The sequence below is a fragment of the Achromobacter sp. T5-5 genome (assembly GCF_055397965.1).
In genome coordinates, this window is sequence record NZ_AP027919.1 from 4,888,943 (window position 1) to 4,908,435 (window position 19,493).

Below are 19,493 nucleotides of genomic sequence, written 5' to 3' on the forward strand. Positions count from 1 at the left end.
CTTTCCGCAGTGCAAAACCTATGACAAACCCTCATGGAATTTTGATTGCGACGTCCGCATACTCGCCGGCAACTCATAAGAAAACTGAGCACGCAGACAGTTTTCCAACCCTGCGGGGGCCTGACGCAACGACGCCAGGTAGAGACCATATAAATACAACGCTGGTGCAGCGAACATGGATGACACAATCCTGGAGACAAAAGGCCTCACCAAGGAATTCCGCGGCTTCGTCGCGGTCAATGGGGTCGATTTGCGTATCAAGCGGGGCGAGATTCATGCCTTGATCGGGCCTAACGGCGCGGGCAAGACCACATGCTTCAACCTGCTTACGAAATTTCTCTCTCCCACTTCGGGAAGCATCAAGTTCAACGGTATCGACATTACCGGCGAGCGGCCAGCGCAGATCGCCCGGCGCGGCATCATCCGTTCTTTCCAGATCTCGGCCGTGTTCCCGCACCTGACCGTGCTGGAGAACGTGCGGATCGGGCTGCAGCGCAAGACGGGCCTGTCATATCACTTCTGGCAAAGCGCCAAGCGTCTGGACGTCCTGAACGAGCCCGCCCGCGCGCTGCTCGAACAAGTGGACCTGGGCGACTTCGCCGACGAGACCACCGTCAATTTGCCGTACGGCCGCAAGCGCGCGCTCGAGATCGCCACCACGCTGGCGATGGAGCCCGAGCTCATGCTGCTGGACGAACCCACCCAGGGCATGGGCCACGAAGACGTGCATCGCGTCACGCAACTCATCAAGCGCGTCAGCGCCGGGCGCACCATCCTCATGGTGGAACACAACATGAATGTCGTGTCCTCCATTGCCAACACCATCACCGTGCTGGCGCGCGGTTCGGTGCTGGCTGAAGGTTCCTACGCCGAAGTCTCCCGCCATCCGGCCGTGATGCAGGCTTACATGGGCACGACCGACGGCGAACTTCAAGGAGCGCACGCATGAGCACCCCCGCACTCGAAATCTCGGGACTGCATGCCTGGTACGGGGAATCGCATATCCTGCACGGCGTGGACATGCGCGTGGGACAGGGCGAGGTCGTCACGCTGCTGGGCCGCAATGGCGCCGGCCGCACCACGACGTTGCGCGCGATCCTGGGCCTGACCGGCTCGCGCAAGGGTTCCGTGCGCATCCACGGCACCGAGGCCATCGACCTGCCCACCTACAAGATTGCCCATCTGGGCGTGGGCTACTGCCCCGAGGAACGCGGCATCTTCGCCAGCCTTTCGTGCGAAGAGAACCTGCTGCTTCCCCCCGTCGTGGGCTCGCTGGGCGGCGGCATGTCGCTGGCCGAGATCTACGACATGTTCCCCAACCTGCTGGAGCGCCGGAATTCCCCGGGCACGCGCCTGTCGGGCGGCGAACAGCAGATGCTCGCCGTCGCGCGCATCCTGCGCACCGGCGCGAACCTGCTGCTGCTCGATGAAATCTCCGAAGGCCTCGCGCCCGTCATCGTGCAGGCGCTGGCCCGCATGATCACCGCGCTCAAGCAGCGCGGCTACACGATCGTCATGGTGGAGCAGAACTTCCGCTTCGCCGCGCCGCTGGCCGACCGCTTCTACGTCATGGAGCACGGCCAGATCGTCGAGCATTTCGAAGCGGCCGAACTTTCAGAAAAACAGGACACGCTCAACGAACTGTTGGGCGTCTAAAACAACCTGTCATCCGCCGGAACCCCGGCAAACACCACACCGTAGGGAAGAGGAGTCATCCCATGAAGCTGCACACCATCACTGCTGCACTGGCCATGGCGGGCCTGGGATTCGCGGGGGCAACCGCCCACGCTCAAGGTATCTCCGACGATGTCATCCGCATCGGCTTCATCACCGACATGTCGGGCGTCTACTCCGACATCGACGGCAAGGCCGGCCTGGACGCGGTCCGCATGGCGATCGAGGATTTCGGCGGCTCGGTCAACGGCAAGAAGATCGAAGTGGTCTCCGCCGACCACCAGAACAAGGCCGACGTGGCATCGGCCCGCGCCCGCGAATGGTTCGACCAGCAGAAGGTCGATGTCATCATCGCCGGCACCAACTCGGCCACCAGCCTGGCCATGGCGGCCGTTGCCGCCGAAAAGAAAAAGCCGTTCATCGCGGTCGGCGCTGGCTCGTCCGACCTGACCAATGCACAGTGTTCGCCCTACACCGTGCACTACGCCTACGACACCGTGGCGCTGGCGCGCGGCACCGGGTCGGCGGTGGTCAAGGACGGCGGCAAGAGCTGGTTCTTCCTGACGGCCGACTACGCCTTCGGCCACGCGCTGGAGCGCGACACGATGGCGGTCGTCAAGGCCAACGGCGGCGACGTGAAGGGCCAGGTCCGCGCACCGCTGGGCGCCTCCGACTTCTCGTCCTTCCTGTTGCAGGCGCAGGCCTCCAAGGCGCAGATCCTGGGCATGGCCAATGCGGGCGGCGACACCATCAACACGGTCAAGGCCGCCAATGAATTCGGCGTGACCCAGACCATGAAGCTGGCTGGACTGCTGGTGTTCATCAACGACGTGCACTCGCTCGGCCTGGAAGCCACCAAGGGCATGTACCTGACCGACGGCTGGTATTGGGACCAATCCGACGCCTCGCGCGCCTGGGCCAAGAAGTTCGAGTCCAAGGTCGGCCGCAAGCCGTCCATGCTGCAGGCGGGCGACTACTCGTCGGCGACCTTCTACCTGAATGCCGTCAAGGCGACGGGTTCGGACAACGGCGACGACGTCATGAAGTGGATGAAGTCGAACAAGGTGAACGATTTCTTCGCCCAGGGCGGCTTTGTGCGCGAAGACGGCCGCATGATCCACGACATGTACCTGATGCAAGTGAAGACCCCGGCCGAGTCCAAGGGACCGTGGGACTACTACAAGGTGGTGGCGACGCTGCCCGGCGACGAGGTCTACACCAAGTTGTCCGAGTCCACCTGCAAGCTGGTCAAGAAATAAACCAGCCGATGTGATCCCGGCGGCGGTCCGGGCAGACAGCCCGGCCGCCTTCATCCTGACTAGCTCGCCTCCTTCCGTACCGCGCAGGATTTTCACAAGATGACTGACATTTTCGGCATCCCCATACAGGCCTTGTTCGGCCAGTTGTTACTGGGCCTGGTCAACGGTTCCTTCTATGCAATGCTGTCGCTCGGACTTGCCGTTATCTTCGGGCTGCTGAACGTCATCAACTTCGCTCACGGCGCCCTCTACATGCTGGGCGCCTTCATCGCCTGGATGGGGCTGTCGTACTTCGGCCTGAATTACTGGATCATGCTGATCCTGGCGCCGCTGATCGTGGGGCTGTTCGGCATCATCATCGAAAAGTTGCTGCTCAAGCACCTGTACAAGCTGGACCACCTGTACGGCCTGCTGCTCACGTTCGGGCTGACGCTGCTGATCGAGGGGCTGTTCCGCAGTTTCTACGGCGTCTCTGGCCAGCCCTACCCCACGCCCGACGCCCTGCGCGGCGCGACCAACCTGGGCTTCATGATCCTGCCGAACTACCGCGGCTGGGTCGTGGCGGCTTCGATCATCGTGTGCTTTGCCACGTGGTTCGTCATTGAACGCACGCGGCTGGGCGCCCTGCTGCGCGCCGGCACCGAAAATCCGCGGCTGGTGGAATCCTTCGGCGTGAACGTGCCGCGCATGATCACGCTGACGTACGGCTTCGGCGTCGCGCTGGCGGGTTTTGCCGGCGTGCTGGCCGCGCCGGTGCTGCAGATTTCGCCGCTGATGGGGTCCAACCTCATCATCGTCGTGTTCGCGGTGGTCGTGATCGGGGGCATGGGGTCGATTCTCGGCGCCATCGTCACCGGGCTGGGCCTGGGCGTGATCGAGGGCCTCACCAAGGTGTTCTGGCCCGAAGCGTCCAGCACGGTCGTCTTCATCATCATGGCCATTGTTCTGTTGATCCGCCCGGCCGGGCTGTTCGGAAAAGAAAAATGAATCGTCAATTCCTGGGCTATGCGGTCCTGGCGGTCGTGGTGGCCGCGCTCCCCTTCATGGGCGTGTACCCGATCTTCGCCATGAAGGTCATGTGCTACGCGCTCTTTGCCTGCGCCTTCAATCTGCTGCTGGGCTTTACGGGACTTCTGTCCTTCGGCCATGCCGCCTTTCTGGGCAGCGCGGCCTACGCCGCCGGGCACAGCATCAAGGTCTGGGGCCTGCCCACCGAGCTGGGGCTGTTGTTCGGCGTGGCCGTGGCGGCGCTGCTGGGACTGGCCATGGGAGCCTTTGCCATCCGACGCAGCGGCATCTACTTCGCCATGATCACGCTGGCGCTGGCGCAGATGGTGTTCTTCTTCTTCCTGCAAGCCGGCTTCACGGGCGGCGAGGACGGCCTGCAAAGCGTGCCGCGCGGCACCTTGCTGGGAATCGTCGATCTGTCCAACGACCTGAACCTGTACTACCTGGTGATGGCCATCTTCATCATTGGCTACTTCATCATCTGGCGCACGGTGCACTCGCCTTTCGGGCAGGTGCTGCAAGCCGTGCGCGAAAACGAACCCCGCGCGATTTCGCTGGGTTACGACGTGGACCGCTTCAAGCTGGTGGCCTTCGTGCTGTCGGCCGCGCTGGCCGGGCTGGCGGGCGCCACGAAGACGCTGGTGTTCGTGTCCGCCACGCTGTCGGACGCCACCTGGCAGATGTCGGGCTTGGTGATCCTGATGACGCTGATCGGCGGGCTGGGTACGCTGACCGGCCCGGTGCTGGGCGCGTTCATCGTCGTGCTGCTGGAAAACAAGGTCGGGGATTTCGGCCAGATGATGGCCAAGCTGACCGGCGTGGAATGGTTCCTGCGCCTGGGCGAGTCCGTCACGATCGTGAGCGGCCTGATCTTCGTGATCTGCGTGCTGGCCTTCCGGCGCGGCATCGTGGGCGAACTGGGCGCGCTGTTCAACCGGCGCCGCGCCGCGCGGGCCTGAGGTCCGGTCGCCGCAGCATGACCCACGGGGCCGCGTAGCGCGGCCCCGCTGCATTGGGGCGCGCGGGGAGCGCCCCGTACAATGGCAGGCACTCCACTACACAGGTGCCGACCATGCGCAACACGCATCTCGTTTCCGGCCTCGGCGCGCTCGCGCTGGCCGCCGCCCTGCTGTCCCCCCTGGCGGCCCACGCCGCCCCCGCCGCCCCAACTTGCGAAGTCGACCGCCCCGTGCGTTTCAGCGGCCTGAACTGGGAATCCAACCTGGTCCTGGCCGGCATCGAACGCTACGTGCTGGAACACGGCTACGGCTGCAAGACCACGGTTGAAATCGGCGAAACCTTGCCGATGCTGGCCGCGCTACAGCGCGGCGACGTCGACGTCACGCCCGAAGTGTGGCCCGGCCAGATCGAAGGCGCCTGGAAGAAGGCGCTGGCCAGCGGCAAGGTACTGGGCGTGGGCCATGTCTATGACGCTGGCGAAGGCTGGTACATCCCCCGCTACACGGCCGAACGGCACCCGGACCTGAAGTCCGCCGCCGACCTGGCGCGCTTCAAGGAGGTATTTGCCGATCCCGAGGATCCCGGCCGCGGCCGCATCTATGGCTGCCCGGCGGGCTGGGCCTGCGGCACCCTGAACGACAACCTGCTGCGCGCCCTGAAGCTGGACAAGGACTACACCCTGTTCGCCCCCGGTTCTGGCGCCGCCCAAAAGGCCGCCATCGTGTCGGCCTACAAGCGCAAGCGCGACATCGTCTTCTATTACTGGACGCCCACGTCGCTGGTCGGCGCGCTGGACCTGGTGAAGCTACAACTGCCGGCGTTCGACCAGGCGGCCTACACCTGCATGACCGATCCCAAGTGCGCCAACCCCGTGGCCACCGAATTCAAGCCCAATCCGGTCGTCACGGGCATGAACGCCGATTTCGCGAAGGCCGCGCCGCGCGTCACGGAATTCCTGTCCAAGCTGACCGTGCCCGACGAGGCCATCGACGCCACGCTGGGCTGGCTGGAGAACGAGGGCAAGGAACCCGAGGACGCCGCGCGCTATTTCCTCAAGCAGTACGGCCCGGTCTGGCGGCAATGGATGCCCGCGGACGTTGCCGACCGCGTGCAGGCGGCGCTGGCCAAGGAATAGCGCCCCCCGGATCATGTATCCTGGCGTTTCGGCGGGGTGCCGAGGCGGGGCCGCCTGCGCGCGGCCGCCGAGGCGCCGCGAGCGCCAACCCGATTCACGCGAAGGAAAACAATCATGGATGCCTTGTTCTGGCACAAAGGTCACTGGACCACCGAAAACCCCAAACTGCTCGGCCCGGCCGACCACGCCTTCTGGATGGCCAGCATGGTCTTCGACGGCGCGCGCGCATTCCGCGGCCTGACCCCGGACCTGGACCTGCACTGCCAGCGCGTCGTGCGCTCGGCGGAAAAGATGCTGATGAAGCCGCAGATGGGTTGGGAAGAGATCCAGGACCTGTGCCTGCAGGCCGTTGCCAAGTTTCCGGAAGGGTCTGAGCTCTACATCAAACCCATGTTCTTCTGCGCCGACGGTTTCCTGCTGCCTGACGCCGAGAAGACCCAGTTTGTGCTGCACGTCTTCAAGGTCCCGATGCCCGGCGACCAGGGATTCTCGGCCTGCTTCTCCAGCTTTGCGCGTTCGTGGCCCAACATGGCGCCCACCGACGCCAAGGCGTCCTGCCTGTACCCGAACGGCCAGCGCGCCATCCGCGAAGCGGCTGAAAAAGGCTTCGACAACGCCATCATGCTGGACGGCGCCGGCAACATCGCCGAGTTCGCCACCAGCAATCTGTGGCTGGCCAAGGACGGCGTCGTGTCCACGCCCGTGGACAACGGCACCTTCCTGAACGGCATCACCCGCCGCCGCGTGCTGGCCCTGCTCAAGGCCGACGGCGTCGAGGTCCAGGAGCGCAGCCTGACGCGCGCCGACGTCGAGGAAGCCGACGAGGTGTTTTCGTCGGGCAATTACGGCAAGGTGGTGCACGTGAACCGCGTCGAATCGCGCACGCTGGAATACGGCCCGATGGCGCGCCGCGCCCACAAGCTGTACATGGATTACGCGGAAAGCACCCGCCGGGGCTGAGACGCGCTTCACGTCCCCGTGGCGGCCGCAATTTCCATTGCGGCGCCCACGCGGGCATACCGCCGGGACGCGCCCGCTTCCCGGCGGGCGGCGCAAGCGTTGACCGCTACTGCGCCGCGACGGCGCCGGATGCCTTGACGGCCCGGCCCCACTTCTCCTCTTCCTGCTTCATGAACGCGGCGAACGCCTGGGGCGTGCTGTTGACCACGTCCCCGCCCAGCCCTTCGATACGGGCCTGCATTTCGGGCGTCGCGACGATCTTCGACACGTCTTCGTAGATGCGCTGTGCCTGTTCCGGCGGCAAGGACGCCGGCGCCAGCAGGCCAAACCACGTCGCGGCCTCGAAGCCCGGCATGCCGGCTTCGGCGAACGTAGGCACGTTGCGCAGCGCCTGCACCCGCTTGCCGTTGGCGACGGCCAGCGCGCGCAGCTTGCCGGATTCGATCAGCGGCAGCGCCGACGTGATGGTGGCCAGCATCATCTGCACCTGCCCGCCCGCGAGATCCGTGAAGGCGGGCGCGTCGCCGCGGTACGGCACGTGGGTGATGCCCGATTGCGTGGCGATCTTGAACAGTTCGCCGCTCAGGTGCTGCGCCGTGCCGTTGCCGGGCGAGGCGAAGTTCACCGAGCCGCCGTTCTGCTTCAGGTAGGCCAGGAACTCCGGCAAGGTCTTCGCCGGAACGGCTGGGTTGACCACCAGCACCAAAGGCACCTTGGTGACCAGCGTGATCGGGGCGAAATCCTTGACCGGGTCGTAGCTCAGCTTGTTGTACAGATGACCGCTGATCGTGTGCGCGGACGTGGTCATGAACAGCGTGTAGCCGTCGCCCTTCGAGCGCGCCACGGAGCTTGCGCCGATCGTCGTGCCGGCGCCAGCGCGGTTTTCGACGATGACCGATTGCCCCCACGACTGGGTGAGGCGTTCGGCCACGGCGCGCGCGACGACGTCGGTCGCGCCGCCGGCCGGATAGGGCACGACCATCGTCACGGGTTTCGAGGGATAGGTGTCGGCGTGCGCCGTCGCCGCGAACAGGGTCGCGGCACAAGCCAGCGCGCGCAGCCAATTGCATTGCATGGGTAGGTCTCCTCTTGTCATCGGTTGAAGATTCGGTTTATTCTTATCGTTCCATTAGGCAGAACGCTTATTCTATTTTATATTTTTTCAAACCCAGGCTGTCAACGAATAAATGCGCCCGGCCGTTTGCCGCCGGGGCGAAACAGAGCCCATCAAGAGAGGAACGACACTTCATGTCCGAATCATCGGAAACCCTTAAATCCATGTTGATCGGCGGCGAATGGATCGCGCAGGAAGACGCCGCGTTCGAATCCGTCAACCCCGCCACCGGGGCCCGCAACTACCTGATCAGCGCGGCCTCCGAGGCCCAGGTCGACCAGGCGGTGCAGGCCGCCTGGCAAGCGCAGCGCCAGCCCGCGTGGCGCGACATGCTGCCGCATCAGCGCGCCGCGATCCTGCGCCGCATCGCCGACGGCATGGACCAGAACGCGCCCCTGCTCGCCCGCCTGCAGATGATCGAGAACGGCAAGGTGTGGGCCGAATGCAAGGCCCAGGTCGCCAGCGCCGCCGCCACCTTCCGCTACTACGCCGGCGTGTGCGAGACGCTGGGCGCGGAAGTCACGCCGCCGCGCGGCAATTACCTGTCCATGACGCATTACGACCCGTATGGCGTGGTCGTGGCGATCACGCCGTGGAACTCGCCGCTCACGATGGAGGCGCAGAAGGTCGCGCCGGCGCTGGCCGCGGGCAACGCCGTGATCCTCAAGCCGTCCGAAATCACCTCGTCGCCCGCGCTGGCGCTGGGACGCATCGCGCTCGAAGCCGGGCTGCCGCCGGGCATTCTGAACGTCGTGACCGGACTCGGCGCGACGGTGGGCCGGCGCCTCGTCGAACACCCCGGCGTGCGCATGGTGTCGTTCACGGGCGGCACCGCCAGCGGCCGCGCGATCGCGCATGCGGCGGCCGAAAAGCTGATGCCCGTGGCCCTGGAGCTGGGCGGCAAGTCGCCGCACATCGTGTTCGAAGACGCGGACCAGGACGCCGCCATTGAAGGCGTCATCGGGGGCATCTTCGAAGGCAGCGGACAGTCCTGCGTGGCGGGCTCGCGGCTGTATGTCCAGCGCAGCATCGCCCAAGGCTTCATCGACAGGCTCGTGGCGCGCGCCGGCAGCCTGAAGGTCGACCTGCCCGACGCCGACGGCGCGCAGATGGGGCCGATCGCATCCTTTGGCCACCGCGAGAAGATCGAAGGCATGGTCGATGCCGCGCGGCGCGACGGCGCGCACGTCCTGCTGGGCGGAGAACGACCCGGAGGCGATGCGCTTGCGGCGGGCGCGTTCTACCGCCCCACCATCCTCGGCGGCCTGTCGCGCGACGCGCACGTGGTCCGCGAAGAGATCTTCGGGCCGGTGCTGTGCGCGCTGACCTTCGAGGACGAGGACGACCTGGTCGATCAGGCCAACGACAGCGCGTATGGCCTTGCCTCGGGCATCTGGACGGCGGACTACCGCCGCGCCTGGCGCGTTGCCAAACGCCTGGAAGCGGGCAGCGTGTGGATCAACACCTACAAGCAGCTCTCCATCTCCACGCCCTTCGGCGGCTTCAAGCAGAGCGGCATCGGCCGCGAGAAAGGCGTGAGCGGGCTGCGCCTGTACCAGCAGTCCAAGGGCATCTACTTCGGCATGTAGGCCGCGCGCCTTTTCCCAAGACCAATCATGGCCGCGCGCCGCGGCCTATCCATTACCTCATCGGAGACCATCCTCATGCCTGAATTCCAACGAGCCGGCTTCATCGGCCTGGGCGTCATGGGCGAACCCATCTGCCGCAACCTGGCCGCCAAGGGCGGCGTGCCCGTGCTGGGCTGCGACAACGACCCCGCCCCCTTGCAGCGCCTGGCGCCGCACAACGTGGCCGCGGCGACGGCCCCGCAGATCATGCGCGAGTGCGACGTGGTGTTCCTGTCCTTGCCGTCCGGCGAGGTCGTGGCGCAACTTGCCCGCGCGGCCGACGGGCTGCTGGCGAACGCGCGCAGCGGCCAGTTGATCGTGGACCTGAGCACCTCGCCTGTCGACGTGACGCGCGAATTGGCCGGCGAGTTCGCCGCCAAGGGCGCGACCTTCATCGACGCGCCCGTGGCCCGCACGCGCGCCGCGGCCGAGGCCGGCACGCTGTCGGTCATGATCGGCGGGGATGAAGCGTCGTTCGCGCGCGTCAAGCCGCTGGTCTCGACCTTTGCGAACGAAATCACGCATTGCGGCCCCATCGGCAGCGGCCAGGTCGTGAAGATCCTGAACAACATGGTGCTGTTCGAAACCGTGCTGGCGCTGTCCGAAGCCCGTGCGATCGCGCGCCGTTCGGGGGTCGATCCGCGCGTCCTGCTGGAGACCTTCACGCGCGGATCGGCGGACAGCTTCGCGTTGCGCAACCACGGCTTAAAGGCTATCCTGCCCGCAGACTTTCCCGAAAAAGCCTTCCCCGTGGACTACGCCCGCAAAGACCTGCGCTATGCGCTGGCGCTGGCGGAACAGACCGGCGTACAGGCGCTGGGAGCCCGCAACGTGGATCACTGGTTCGACGCAGCGATCGCCCAGGGGCACGGCAACCGCTATTTCCCGGTCATCAGCCGGGTGATCGATCCGGAGTCGGGAACCCCCACGTAATCACCCCCTATCTTTCCCATGAGTCGTACCCCTACTCAGGATAATTCCACCGACGGCGTCGCCGCCGTCGAACGCGCCCTGACCATCGTCGGGGCCGTCGCGCAACGCACCGATCCCATCACGCTTGCCGATCTTTCCCGGGCCACGGGGTTCTACAAGAGCACGCTCTTGCGGCTCATCGCTTCATTGGAAAAGGCCGCCCTGGTGGTGCGCCGCGCCGACGGGCGCTATGCCCTCGGCCCCTACGCCCACCACCTGGGCCGCGCCTACGAGGCCACCTATCGCCTGACCGAAACCATCCTGCCGCTGCTGCAGGCGCTGGTCGACAAAGGCACTGAAAGCGCGTCGTTCCACGTCTACCACGACGCGCAGACGCGCGTGTGCCTGCTGCGGGTGGATTCGCACCACTCCACGCTGGATCGCATCCGGGTCGGCGACCTGCTGCCGTTGGACAAGGGCGCGGCCGGCAAGCTGCTGACGGCCTATCTGGTCGACGGCAAATCCCCCGCCGAGGCCGGCCTGATGCTCACGTCCATGGGCGAGCGCGATCCCAACTGCGCCGCGGTGGCCAGCCCCGTGTTCGGCCCCGATGGGGACCTGTGCGGCGCCATTTCCCTGTCCGGTCCGAAAGAGCGCTATTCCCCCGCTGCCGTCAAGAAAATGGGCAAGCTGGTGCAGGACGCGGCGGCCGAGGCCACCCGCGCGCTGGGCGGCCGCTGGCCGTCAGGCAAATAACAGGAAGGCGGGCGTACGCTGTGGGCTTTGGACCGCGAGCCCAGCCCATGCACAGCAGACGCGATTTCCTGCGCGGCAGCGCCACCCTGGCAGGCGCCGGCAGCGCGCTGGCGCTGTTTCCCGCGGCCATCCGCCGCGCCCTGGCCATCCCGGCCAACCGCCGTACCGGGTCGATCCGCGATGTGGAGCACATCGTGATCTTCATGCAGGAAAACCGGTCGTTTGACCATTATTTCGGCGGCCTGGAAGGGGTGCGTGGCTTTGGCGACCGCTTTCCGATACCGGTGCCCGACAGCCCGCAGGCGCGTCACCGCACCGTCTGGGCCCAGTACAACGACAAACCGGACGAAGGGGCGCCGCGCACCGTGCTGCCGTACCGGCTGGACACGCGGGCGGCCTACGAGGCCATGCGCCTGGCCAGCACGCCGCACACCTGGTCCAACGCGCAGGACGCCTGGGACGCCGGCCGCATGGGCAACTGGCCGGCCGCCAAGAAAAACCACTCGATGGCCTACTACGGCGAGGCCGACCTGCCGTTCCAGTACGCGATGGCGCGCGCCTTCACCGTGTGCGACGCCTACCATTGCTCGTTCACCGGCGGCACCAACACCAACCGGCTGTTCCTCTGGACCGGCACCAACGACGGCCTGGCGCAAGGCAACGGCCCGGCGCTGGGCAACGCGTACAACAAGCTCACCGGCGGCGATCCGGCGCGCGCCTATACCTGGACCACGTATCCCGAACGGCTGGAACGCGCCGGCGTCAGTTGGCGCATCTACCAGGACATGGCGGACAACTACTCGCTCAATCCCACCGCCGGGTTCAAGGCCTACCGCGACGCGTGTCGCGGCCTGCCCGGCGCCGTCGCGGCATTGAAGGACAAGGCGCTGACCACCCGCGGGCTGGATCTGCTGCGCCAGGACGTGCTGGACGGCACGCTGCCGCAGGTATCGTGGATCTGCGCGACCCGCGCGGGCTCCGAACATCCCAGCCCGTCCAGCCCGGCCCAGGGCGCGGACTACACCGCGCGCGTGCTCGATGCGCTGACCGCCAATCCCGCGGTGTGGAGCAAGACCGTGCTGCTGCTGATGTTCGACGAGAACGACGGCTTTTTCGATCACATGCCGCCGCCCGCGCCGCCCTCGCGCAACGCCGCGGGCGAACTGGCCGGCGCGTCCACCGTCGACACCCGGGGCGAATATCACGAACATCTTTCCGGCGTCGAACAGGACGACACGCCCGCGCACCTGCACGGCGTCTACGGGCTGGGTCCGCGCGTGCCGATGTACGTGCTGTCGCCCTGGACGAAGGGCGGCTGGGTCAATTCGGAGGTCTTCGATCACACCTCGGTGCTGCGCTTTGTCGCGCAGCGCTTCGGGGTGGACGAGCCGAACATCTCGCCGTGGCGCCGGGCGGTCTGCGGCGACCTCATGTCCGTGTTCGATTTCGCCGCGCCGGACGACCAGGACCTGCTGCGCACCCTGCCCGCCACCGCCGAGCGCGCGGCGCGCGCCGCAGCCCTGCCCGGCACCGTCAAGCCGCCGGCGCCGCTCGCGCCCGCGCCGGCACGCCAGCATCCCGGCGTGCGGCCGTCGCGCGCCCTGCCCTATGCGCTGCAGGCCCACGCCCGCGTCGAAGACGGCCGCGTGTTCCTGCGGTTCGAAAACACGGGCGCCGCGGGCGCGGTGCTGCACGTGTACGACCGGCTTGACCTCGCAAGCGGGCCGCGGCGCTATACGGTCGAGGCGGGCAAGGCGCTGGAAGGCGCATGGAACACCGCGCCGCACGGCCGCTATGACCTTTGGGTGCTGGGCCCCAATGGCTTTCACCTGCACTGCGCCGGGCAGGTCCGGCCCGCGTCACCCGCGCTGGACGTGACGGCTGACTACCCAGGCGCTGGCGCGCTGTTGCGACTGTCGCTGCATAATCCCGACGCGCGGCCGCGCGCCTGCCGCATCGCCGCCAATGCCTACGGCCACCCAGGCACAACCGAGGTCGCGCTGGCTCCCGGCGAGACGCGCGAGCTCACCTGGGACATGTCCGCGAGCGGCGGTTGGTACGACATCAGCGTGCACGATGGAGACGACGCGGCCTTCCTGCGCCGCCTGGCCGGGCGCATCGAAACCGGCGCGCACGCCACGTCGGATCCCGCAATGGGCAACGAATTGATCCTGCAATGGACGCCGCTGCCCTGAACGGGCCGGCCAAAGAAAACGCCGGCGCCTCTCGGCGGCCGGCGTTCTTGCGCGCGGTGCGGTCCCCGGTCAGGCCGCCTCGGCGCCCTTGCCCAGCCCCAGGTAGCTTTCGATGACCTTGGGATCGCCGGCCAGTTCGCGCGCCGGGCCGTGCAGGATGACCTCGCCGGTTTCCAGCACGTAGCCGTAATCGGCCACCTGCAGCGCCGCGCGGGCGTTCTGCTCGACCAGCAGGATCGCCACGCCGGTCTCGCGCAGCCGCGCGATGATGTGGAAGATCTCGCGCACGATGCGCGGCGCAAGCCCCAGGCTGGGCTCGTCCAGCATCAGCAGGCTGGGCTTGGCCATGAGCGCGCGCCCCACGGCCAGCATCTGGCGTTCGCCGCCGGACAGGGTGCCGGCCTGCTGGGCGCGCCGCTCGCGCAGCCGCGGGAACAGGTCGAACACTTCGTTCAGCGTGTCGCGCCAGCCGCTTTCGCGGGCGCGGTAGCGGCGAAAGCCGCCCAGCAGCAGGTTGTCTTCCACCGACATGGTGCCGAAGAGCTCGCGGCGTTCGGGCACCAGCGACATGCCGGCCGCCACGCGGCGCTCGACCTGCCAGCCCGACACGTCCGCGCCGGCATACTGCACCGTGCCGGCCGCGTGACCGGTCTGCGGCAAGGAGCCCATGATGGCGTTGAGCATGGTGGACTTGCCGGCGCCGTTGGCGCCGATCACCGTGACGATGCTGCCGGCCGGCACGCTGAGCGTGGCGCCCGCCAGCGCGCCGACCTTGCCATAGCGGGCCGACAGGTTACTGACTTCGAGAACGGGAGTCGTCGTTGCGTTCATCACACGCCTCCCGCGGGCACGGGCTTGGCCTGGTCCGCTTCGGGCAGGTCGTCGTCGATGCCGCCAAGATAGGCTTCCAGCACCGCCGGGTTCTTTTGCACGTCGGCCGGCACGCCTTCGGCCAGCTTCGTGCCGAAATCCATCACCACGAGGTGGTTGGTCAGGCGCATCACAAAATCCATGTCATGTTCGACGAGCAGAATGCTCATGCCTTCCGCGCGGAGCTGTTCCAGCACGCGCGCCAGGTCCTGCTTTTCCTTGTAGCGCAAGCCGGCAGCCGGTTCGTCCAGCAGCAGCAGCACCGGATCGCAGGCAAGCGCCCGCGCGATTTCCAGGATGCGCTGCTGGCCGAGCGCAAGGTTGCCCGCCTGCTCGTACAGGAATTCGCCCAGGCCCACCCGCTTGAGCTGCTGGGCAGCTTCATGCAGGAGCTGCGCCTCGCGGGCACGGTCCGAGTGCAGGGCGCCGGACAGCACGCCAACGTCCGAGCGCAGATGCGCGCCCAGCGCCACGTTTTCCAGCACGGTCATGCCCGGCAGGAGCTGGACGTGCTGGAACGTGCGGCCCACGCCCATCTTGGCGATTTCGCGCGCCGAGCGGTTGTCGATGCGCTGGCCCATGAAGGTGACCTGGCCGCGCGTCACCGGCAGCACGCCGCTGATCAGGTTGAAGGTGGTGCTCTTGCCGGCGCCGTTCGGGCCGATCAGGCCCATGATCTCGCCCGAGCTGACCTTGAAGGAAATGTCGTTGACGGCGACCAGGCCGCCGAATTCCTTGCGGATGGCGTCGACCTCCAGCACCACCTGGCCGGCTTGCGGGCGCTCGCGCGACGGCAGCGCCGGCGCCGATGCGGGCGGCGCCAGGTTGCGGCGCGATCCGTCCGCGCCGGTGACGCTGCCCCACCAGCCCGCCAGGATCGGCCACAGGCCGTTGCGGGCGAACTGCAGCATCAGGATCAACAGCACGCCGAAGACGATCATCTCGAAGTTGGCGTTGGTGTCCAGCAGCCTGGGCAGCAGGTTCTGCAACTGGTCCTTCAGCACCAGGATGACGCTGGAGCCGAGCAAGGCGCCCCAGACGTAGCCGGCGCCGCCGACCACCGCCATGAACAGGTATTCGATGCCGTAGTTCAGTCCGAAGGGGCTGGGACTGACGGCGCGCTGCATGTGGGCATACAGCCAGCCCGACAGGCAGGCCAGCAAGGCCGCCCACACGAAGATCACGATCTTGTAGGCCGCCGTGTTGACGCCCATGGACTCGGCCATGCCCGCCCCGCTCTTGAGGGCGCGGATGGCCCGGCCCGGACGCGAGTTGAGCAGATTTCGCGTGGCCCACAGCGCCAGCAGCACGAACACCCAGATCAGGTAGTAGATGTGGCGGCCGCTGGCCAGCGAGATGCCGAAGATGCTGATGGGCTCGATGCCGGCAATGCCGTCATGCTTGCCCAGCCAGTCGATGTTGCCAAAGAGGTAATACAGCGACAGGCCCCAGGCAATGGTGCCCAGCGGCAGGTAATGGCCGGACAGGCGCAGCGTGATCGCGCCCAGCAGGTAGGCCACCACGGCGGTCAGCACCAGGCCGGCGGGCAGCGCCAGCCAGGGCGACACGTCGTATTGCGTGGTCAGGTAGGCGGTGGTGTAGGCGCCCAGGCCCACGAAGGCCGCCTGGCCGAAGGACGTCAGGCCGCCCACGCCGGTCAGCAGGACGAGACCCAGCACGACCAGGCTGGCCAGACCGATGTAGTTGAGCTGTGTCACCCAGAACTCGGGCGTGGCCGAGACCAGCGGCAGGCCCGCCAGGACGACGAGAAATACGGCAAGCAGAATGCGGTTCATGGCTTTATTCCTCTTCGTCCGCGTGATGGGTGCTGAACGAACGCCAGACGAGAACCGGAATGATCAGGGTGAAGACGATCACTTCCTTGTAGGCGCTGGCCCAGAACGAAGAGAACGATTCCAGCACGCCGACGAGCAGCGAGCCCGCCGCCGCGATGGGATAGCTGGCCAGGCCGCCGATGATGGCGCCCACGAAGCCCTTCAGGCCGATGAGGAAACCGGTGTCGTAGTAAACGGTGGTGATGGGCGCGATCAGCATGCCGGACACCGCGCCGATGCCCACGGCCAGCGTGAACGTCAGCGAGCCCGACATGTTGGTGCTGATGCCCACCAGCCGTGCGCCGCGGCGGTTGACGGCGGTGGCGCGCAGCGCGCGGCCGTACAGCGTCTTGCCGAAGAACAGCCACAGGGCCAGGATGAGCAGCGCGCAGGTGGCGACCACGAAGAGGCTTTGCGCCGACCAGGACATGAATCCCAGGTCGACCTGCCCGCTGACGAACGCCGGCGTGCGCCAGCCCTCGGCGCCGAAGAACACGAGCGCCAGGCCCATCAACGCGAAGTGCACGGCGACCGAGACGATCAGCAGCACCAGCACGGTGGCTTCGGCGAGCGGCTGGTAGACGATGCGATAGACCATCGGACCCATGGGGATCACCAGGAACAGCGTCAGCAGCATGTTCAGCCACAGCGAGTTGTCCGGGGCGGTGTAGCTCTTGGTCAGCCAGAACAGCGCCAGCGGCAGCACGACGCAGGTGGCAATGGTTTGAGGCAGGCCCGCGGCGTTGCGGGTACGCAGCGCCCGCAGCAGTTCGAGCGCCAGGCAGACGAGCCCCAGCAGCGGCAGCAGATAGGCGGTGCCCGGCATTTTGCCGTCCACCAGCATGGCCAGGGTCAGGGCGCCGAACGCCACGAACTCGCCCTGGGGAATGAAAATGACGCGCGTGACGGCGAAAACCAGCACCAGAGCCATGCCCAGCAGGGCATAGATGGCGCCGTTGACGACACCGTCTTGCAGCAGGATCAGCGCAATTGATGAATCCATCGAACAACTACCTTGTGGTTTCTTGGTGTCCCGACCCCATTCGGAACACTGATACGACACACCGGCCGGAAAGGCCGGTGCGAAGTACTGACGGGCTGCGCGGCAAACGGTGAGCCGCCGCGCGCCGAGCGCCCGTGGATCGGGCCGCCCGGGATAGGGCTACCCGATCGCGGGCGATCTGGGGAATCACAGGCCCGGCTGGTAGACCCACTTGCCGTTTTCCACCTTGACCATGACGCGCGAACGCTCGTCAAAGCCGGCGTGGTCCGTGGGCGACATGTTGAACACGCCTTGCGAAACGGCCAGGTCCTTCACGCCTTCCAGCGCGTCGCGCATTGCGGCGCGGAATTCCGGCGTGCCGGGCTTGGCGCCCGTCTTCAGGGCCACGGGCAAGGCGGCCACGACCAGTTGGCCGGCGTCCCACATGTGGCCGCCGAACGTGTTGGTCGAACCGGCGCCGTGGGCCTTTTCGTAGGTTTCGACGTAGGCCAGGGCCGACTTCTTGACCGGGTTGCTGTCGGGCAGTTGCGCGGCGACGAGCAGCGGGCCGGCCGGCAGCAACATGCCGTTGCAGTCCTTGCCGCAGACGCGCAGCACGTCGTTGTTGGCGGCGCCGTGGGTCTGGTAGATGGTGCCGCCGTAGTTGCGCGCCTTCAGTTCCTTTTGCGGCAGCGCGGACGGGGTGCCGGCGCCGGCGATCAGGATGGCGTCGGGCTTGGCGCCGACCAGCTTGAGCACCTGGCCCGTCACGCTGGTGTCGGTGCGGCCGTACTTTTCGACGGCGACGATCTCGATGCCCTTGGCCTTGGCGGCCTTCTGCATCACGTCCAGCCAGCCGTCGCCGTAGGCGTCGGCAAAGCCGATGAAGCCCAGGGTCTTGACCTTGGACTTGGCCATCGCGTCGGCCAGGGCGCCTGCCATCAGCGCGTCGTTCTGCGGGGTCTTGAAGACCCAGCGGCGCTTGTCGTCCACGGGCTCGACGATCTTGGCGCTGGCCGCCACGCTGATCATCGGCACCTTGGCCTCGGCGGCCACGTCCACCATGGCCAGCGATCCCGGCGTGATGGAGGTGCCGATCAGCACGTCGACCTTGTCGTCCGACGCCAGCTTGCGCGAGTTCTTGACGGCTTGGGTCGTGTCGGTGGCGTCGTCCAGGACGATCCATTCGATTTTCTGGCCGGCAACTTCCTTGGGCAGCAGGGCCACGGTGTTGCGCTCGGGGATGCCCAGGGAGGCGGCGGGACCGGTGCTGGCCACCGTGACGCCCACCTTGACCTGTGCGCTCGCCAGAAGCGGCAGAGTCAGGGCTACAGCGGCGGCGGCCGCGGACAAGCCGAAGTGCTTGCGCATGTTTTTGTCTCCTGTGTATGGCTCTTGTGTGCCTCGAACGAGGCGAAGCGAGCCTGTTTAAAGTTATACAGAAAAAAATATTATATGGTTAAAACAGTATCAGATGACCTGGCGCAACTACGGTAATTCCCTGATGTGCTACGGAAATGTGCTCCGGAAACCACGATCTGTCTAACGCATTTGTTAATGGCGAACTTGTACTTGAAAGGGTGACGAGCGTCAGTTGGGGGATTCCCTTGGGATGATCGGGGGCAAGGCCGGCCTCAGCGGCCCAGCATCGGCCACACCCGCTCGACGCGCGACGCCACCCAGGCGGCCACCACGGCCTTGACCAGGTCGCCGGGCAGGAACACGGCGACCGCCGCCGCGGCCTTGGCCAGGTCCATCTTCGCCACCGCCGACAGCCACGGCACGCCGAACGCATACACCACGGCAATGCCGCCCACGACGCAGGCGGCCACATAGCCGGCCAGGCCCATCCAGGTGCCCGATTTGCGGGCGGCCAGGCGGCGCGCGAGCCAGCCCGTCACGAAGGCGCCCGCCACCATGCCGACCAGAAACCCGCCGGTGGGACCGAAGAACGCGCCCAGGCCGCCACGGCCGCCGGGCAGCACCGGCAGGCCGACCGCCGCCAGCGCCAGGTACAGCAGGCACGCCAGCGCGCCGCGCACCGGGCCCAGCATCGCCCCGGCCAGCATGGCGCCCAGCGTCTGCAGGGTGATGGGCACGGGAATGCCGGGCATCGGAATCGGCGGCATCAGGCTCAGGACGACGATCAGCGCCGCGAACAGCGCGACCAGCACCGTGTTACTGGATTTCATGGCTTTTCCCCCC

The 19,493-nt window shown here is 66.8% G+C and carries 17 protein-coding genes; 11 read left to right on the forward strand and 6 right to left on the reverse strand.

The features are described from left to right. Positions 1–175: 175 nt before the first annotated feature. The 7 genes from ACZ50Q_RS22195 (at position 176) to ACZ50Q_RS22225 (ending at position 6,996) form a co-directional block, all read left to right on the forward strand. Positions 176–949, forward strand: coding sequence for an ABC transporter ATP-binding protein (locus tag ACZ50Q_RS22195; protein WP_076519352.1), 774 nt, complete (start codon positions 176–178; stop codon positions 947–949). Then, positions 946–1,656, forward strand: a complete 711-nt coding sequence (locus ACZ50Q_RS22200) for an ABC transporter ATP-binding protein (protein ID WP_076519351.1) — start codon at positions 946–948, stop codon at positions 1,654–1,656. Before ACZ50Q_RS22195 ends, ACZ50Q_RS22200 begins: the two co-directional genes overlap by 4 nt. A gap of 62 nt (positions 1,657–1,718) precedes the next feature. Then, complete coding sequence (locus tag ACZ50Q_RS22205) at positions 1,719–2,933, forward strand: ABC transporter substrate-binding protein (protein ID WP_076519350.1); 1,215 nt, start codon at positions 1,719–1,721, stop codon at positions 2,931–2,933. Between the two features lie 99 nt (positions 2,934–3,032). Beyond that, complete coding sequence (locus ACZ50Q_RS22210; protein ID WP_076519349.1) at positions 3,033–3,920, forward strand: branched-chain amino acid ABC transporter permease; 888 nt, start codon at positions 3,033–3,035, stop codon at positions 3,918–3,920. Beyond that, positions 3,917–4,900 carry a branched-chain amino acid ABC transporter permease gene (locus ACZ50Q_RS22215; RefSeq protein WP_464079567.1) on the forward strand — a complete coding sequence of 328 codons (984 nt, stop codon included), beginning with the start codon at positions 3,917–3,919 and terminating at the stop codon, positions 4,898–4,900. The genes ACZ50Q_RS22210 and ACZ50Q_RS22215 overlap by 4 nt, the downstream gene beginning before the upstream one ends. Before the next feature lie 113 nt (positions 4,901–5,013). Continuing rightward, positions 5,014–6,036 (forward strand): ABC transporter substrate-binding protein, encoded by a 1,023-nt coding sequence (locus tag ACZ50Q_RS22220; RefSeq protein WP_076519347.1) that lies wholly within the window; start codon positions 5,014–5,016, stop codon positions 6,034–6,036. A 114-nt stretch (positions 6,037–6,150) separates the two neighbouring features. Beyond that, entirely contained in the window at positions 6,151–6,996 is an 846-nt protein-coding gene (locus ACZ50Q_RS22225) for a branched-chain amino acid aminotransferase (protein ID WP_076519346.1), read from the forward strand. A 106-nt stretch (positions 6,997–7,102) separates the two neighbouring features. On the opposite strand, the gene ACZ50Q_RS22230 is transcribed toward ACZ50Q_RS22225, so the two are convergent. After that, the gene (locus ACZ50Q_RS22230; RefSeq protein ID WP_464079568.1) at positions 7,103–8,071 is read right to left on the reverse strand and encodes a Bug family tripartite tricarboxylate transporter substrate binding protein; all 969 of its coding nucleotides are present in this window, start codon (positions 8,069–8,071) and stop codon (positions 7,103–7,105) included. A gap of 173 nt (positions 8,072–8,244) precedes the next feature. On the opposite strand from ACZ50Q_RS22230, the gene ACZ50Q_RS22235 reads away from it, so the two are divergent. From ACZ50Q_RS22235 to ACZ50Q_RS22250, 4 genes are all read left to right on the forward strand, one after another. Further along, positions 8,245–9,699, forward strand: coding sequence for an aldehyde dehydrogenase (locus ACZ50Q_RS22235; RefSeq protein ID WP_464079569.1), 1,455 nt, complete (start codon positions 8,245–8,247; stop codon positions 9,697–9,699). A gap of 75 nt (positions 9,700–9,774) precedes the next feature. Beyond that, positions 9,775–10,671 (forward strand): NAD(P)-dependent oxidoreductase, encoded by an 897-nt coding sequence (locus tag ACZ50Q_RS22240; RefSeq protein ID WP_464079570.1) that lies wholly within the window; start codon positions 9,775–9,777, stop codon positions 10,669–10,671. 18 nt (positions 10,672–10,689) lie between these two features. Then, positions 10,690–11,406, forward strand: coding sequence for an IclR family transcriptional regulator (locus ACZ50Q_RS22245; protein WP_076519326.1), 717 nt, complete (start codon positions 10,690–10,692; stop codon positions 11,404–11,406). Between the two features lie 47 nt (positions 11,407–11,453). Then, entirely contained in the window at positions 11,454–13,601 is a 2,148-nt protein-coding gene (locus ACZ50Q_RS22250) for a phosphocholine-specific phospholipase C (RefSeq protein ID WP_464079571.1), read from the forward strand. 69 nt (positions 13,602–13,670) lie between these two features. On the opposite strand, the gene ACZ50Q_RS22255 is transcribed toward ACZ50Q_RS22250, so the two are convergent. The 5 genes from ACZ50Q_RS22255 to ACZ50Q_RS22275 all read right to left on the reverse strand — a co-directional run bounded on the left by ACZ50Q_RS22255 (position 13,671) and on the right by ACZ50Q_RS22275 (position 19,480). Beyond that, positions 13,671–14,432 (reverse strand): ABC transporter ATP-binding protein, encoded by a 762-nt coding sequence (locus ACZ50Q_RS22255; protein ID WP_464079572.1) that lies wholly within the window; start codon positions 14,430–14,432, stop codon positions 13,671–13,673. Then, complete coding sequence (locus tag ACZ50Q_RS22260) at positions 14,432–16,267, reverse strand: branched-chain amino acid ABC transporter ATP-binding protein/permease (RefSeq protein WP_464079573.1); 1,836 nt, start codon at positions 16,265–16,267, stop codon at positions 14,432–14,434. Before ACZ50Q_RS22260 ends, ACZ50Q_RS22255 begins: the two co-directional genes overlap by 1 nt. Positions 16,268–16,271: 4 nt before the next feature. Continuing rightward, positions 16,272–17,309, reverse strand: coding sequence for a branched-chain amino acid ABC transporter permease (locus ACZ50Q_RS22265; protein ID WP_464079574.1), 1,038 nt, complete (start codon positions 17,307–17,309; stop codon positions 16,272–16,274). Between the two features lie 186 nt (positions 17,310–17,495). Further along, positions 17,496–18,659, reverse strand: coding sequence for an ABC transporter substrate-binding protein (locus ACZ50Q_RS22270; protein WP_092577714.1), 1,164 nt, complete (start codon positions 18,657–18,659; stop codon positions 17,496–17,498). A gap of 263 nt (positions 18,660–18,922) precedes the next feature. Further along, positions 18,923–19,480, reverse strand: coding sequence for a biotin transporter BioY (locus ACZ50Q_RS22275; protein WP_092577711.1), 558 nt, complete (start codon positions 19,478–19,480; stop codon positions 18,923–18,925). Positions 19,481–19,493: the final 13 nt, after the last annotated feature.

Bases quoted from the DNA above. Each gene is read 5' to 3' on its own strand.
- ACZ50Q_RS22195 (WP_076519352.1), top strand. From the start codon at position 176: ATGGATGACACAATCCTGGAGACAAAAGGCCTCACCAAGGAATTCCGC.
- ACZ50Q_RS22200 (WP_076519351.1), top strand. From the start codon at position 946: ATGAGCACCCCCGCACTCGAAATCTCGGGACTGCATGCCTGGTACGGG.
- ACZ50Q_RS22205 (WP_076519350.1), top strand. From the start codon at position 1,719: ATGAAGCTGCACACCATCACTGCTGCACTGGCCATGGCGGGCCTGGGA.
- ACZ50Q_RS22210 (WP_076519349.1), top strand. From the start codon at position 3,033: ATGACTGACATTTTCGGCATCCCCATACAGGCCTTGTTCGGCCAGTTG.
- ACZ50Q_RS22215 (WP_464079567.1), top strand. From the start codon at position 3,917: ATGAATCGTCAATTCCTGGGCTATGCGGTCCTGGCGGTCGTGGTGGCC.
- ACZ50Q_RS22220 (WP_076519347.1), top strand. From the start codon at position 5,014: ATGCGCAACACGCATCTCGTTTCCGGCCTCGGCGCGCTCGCGCTGGCC.
- ACZ50Q_RS22225 (WP_076519346.1), top strand. From the start codon at position 6,151: ATGGATGCCTTGTTCTGGCACAAAGGTCACTGGACCACCGAAAACCCC.
- ACZ50Q_RS22230 (WP_464079568.1), bottom strand. From the start codon at position 8,071: ATGCAATGCAATTGGCTGCGCGCGCTGGCTTGTGCCGCGACCCTGTTC.
- ACZ50Q_RS22235 (WP_464079569.1), top strand. From the start codon at position 8,245: ATGTCCGAATCATCGGAAACCCTTAAATCCATGTTGATCGGCGGCGAA.
- ACZ50Q_RS22240 (WP_464079570.1), top strand. From the start codon at position 9,775: ATGCCTGAATTCCAACGAGCCGGCTTCATCGGCCTGGGCGTCATGGGC.
- ACZ50Q_RS22245 (WP_076519326.1), top strand. From the start codon at position 10,690: ATGAGTCGTACCCCTACTCAGGATAATTCCACCGACGGCGTCGCCGCC.
- ACZ50Q_RS22250 (WP_464079571.1), top strand. From the start codon at position 11,454: ATGCACAGCAGACGCGATTTCCTGCGCGGCAGCGCCACCCTGGCAGGC.
- ACZ50Q_RS22255 (WP_464079572.1), bottom strand. From the start codon at position 14,432: ATGAACGCAACGACGACTCCCGTTCTCGAAGTCAGTAACCTGTCGGCC.
- ACZ50Q_RS22260 (WP_464079573.1), bottom strand. From the start codon at position 16,267: ATGAACCGCATTCTGCTTGCCGTATTTCTCGTCGTCCTGGCGGGCCTG.
- ACZ50Q_RS22265 (WP_464079574.1), bottom strand. From the start codon at position 17,309: ATGGATTCATCAATTGCGCTGATCCTGCTGCAAGACGGTGTCGTCAAC.
- ACZ50Q_RS22270 (WP_092577714.1), bottom strand. From the start codon at position 18,659: ATGCGCAAGCACTTCGGCTTGTCCGCGGCCGCCGCCGCTGTAGCCCTG.
- ACZ50Q_RS22275 (WP_092577711.1), bottom strand. From the start codon at position 19,480: ATGAAATCCAGTAACACGGTGCTGGTCGCGCTGTTCGCGGCGCTGATC.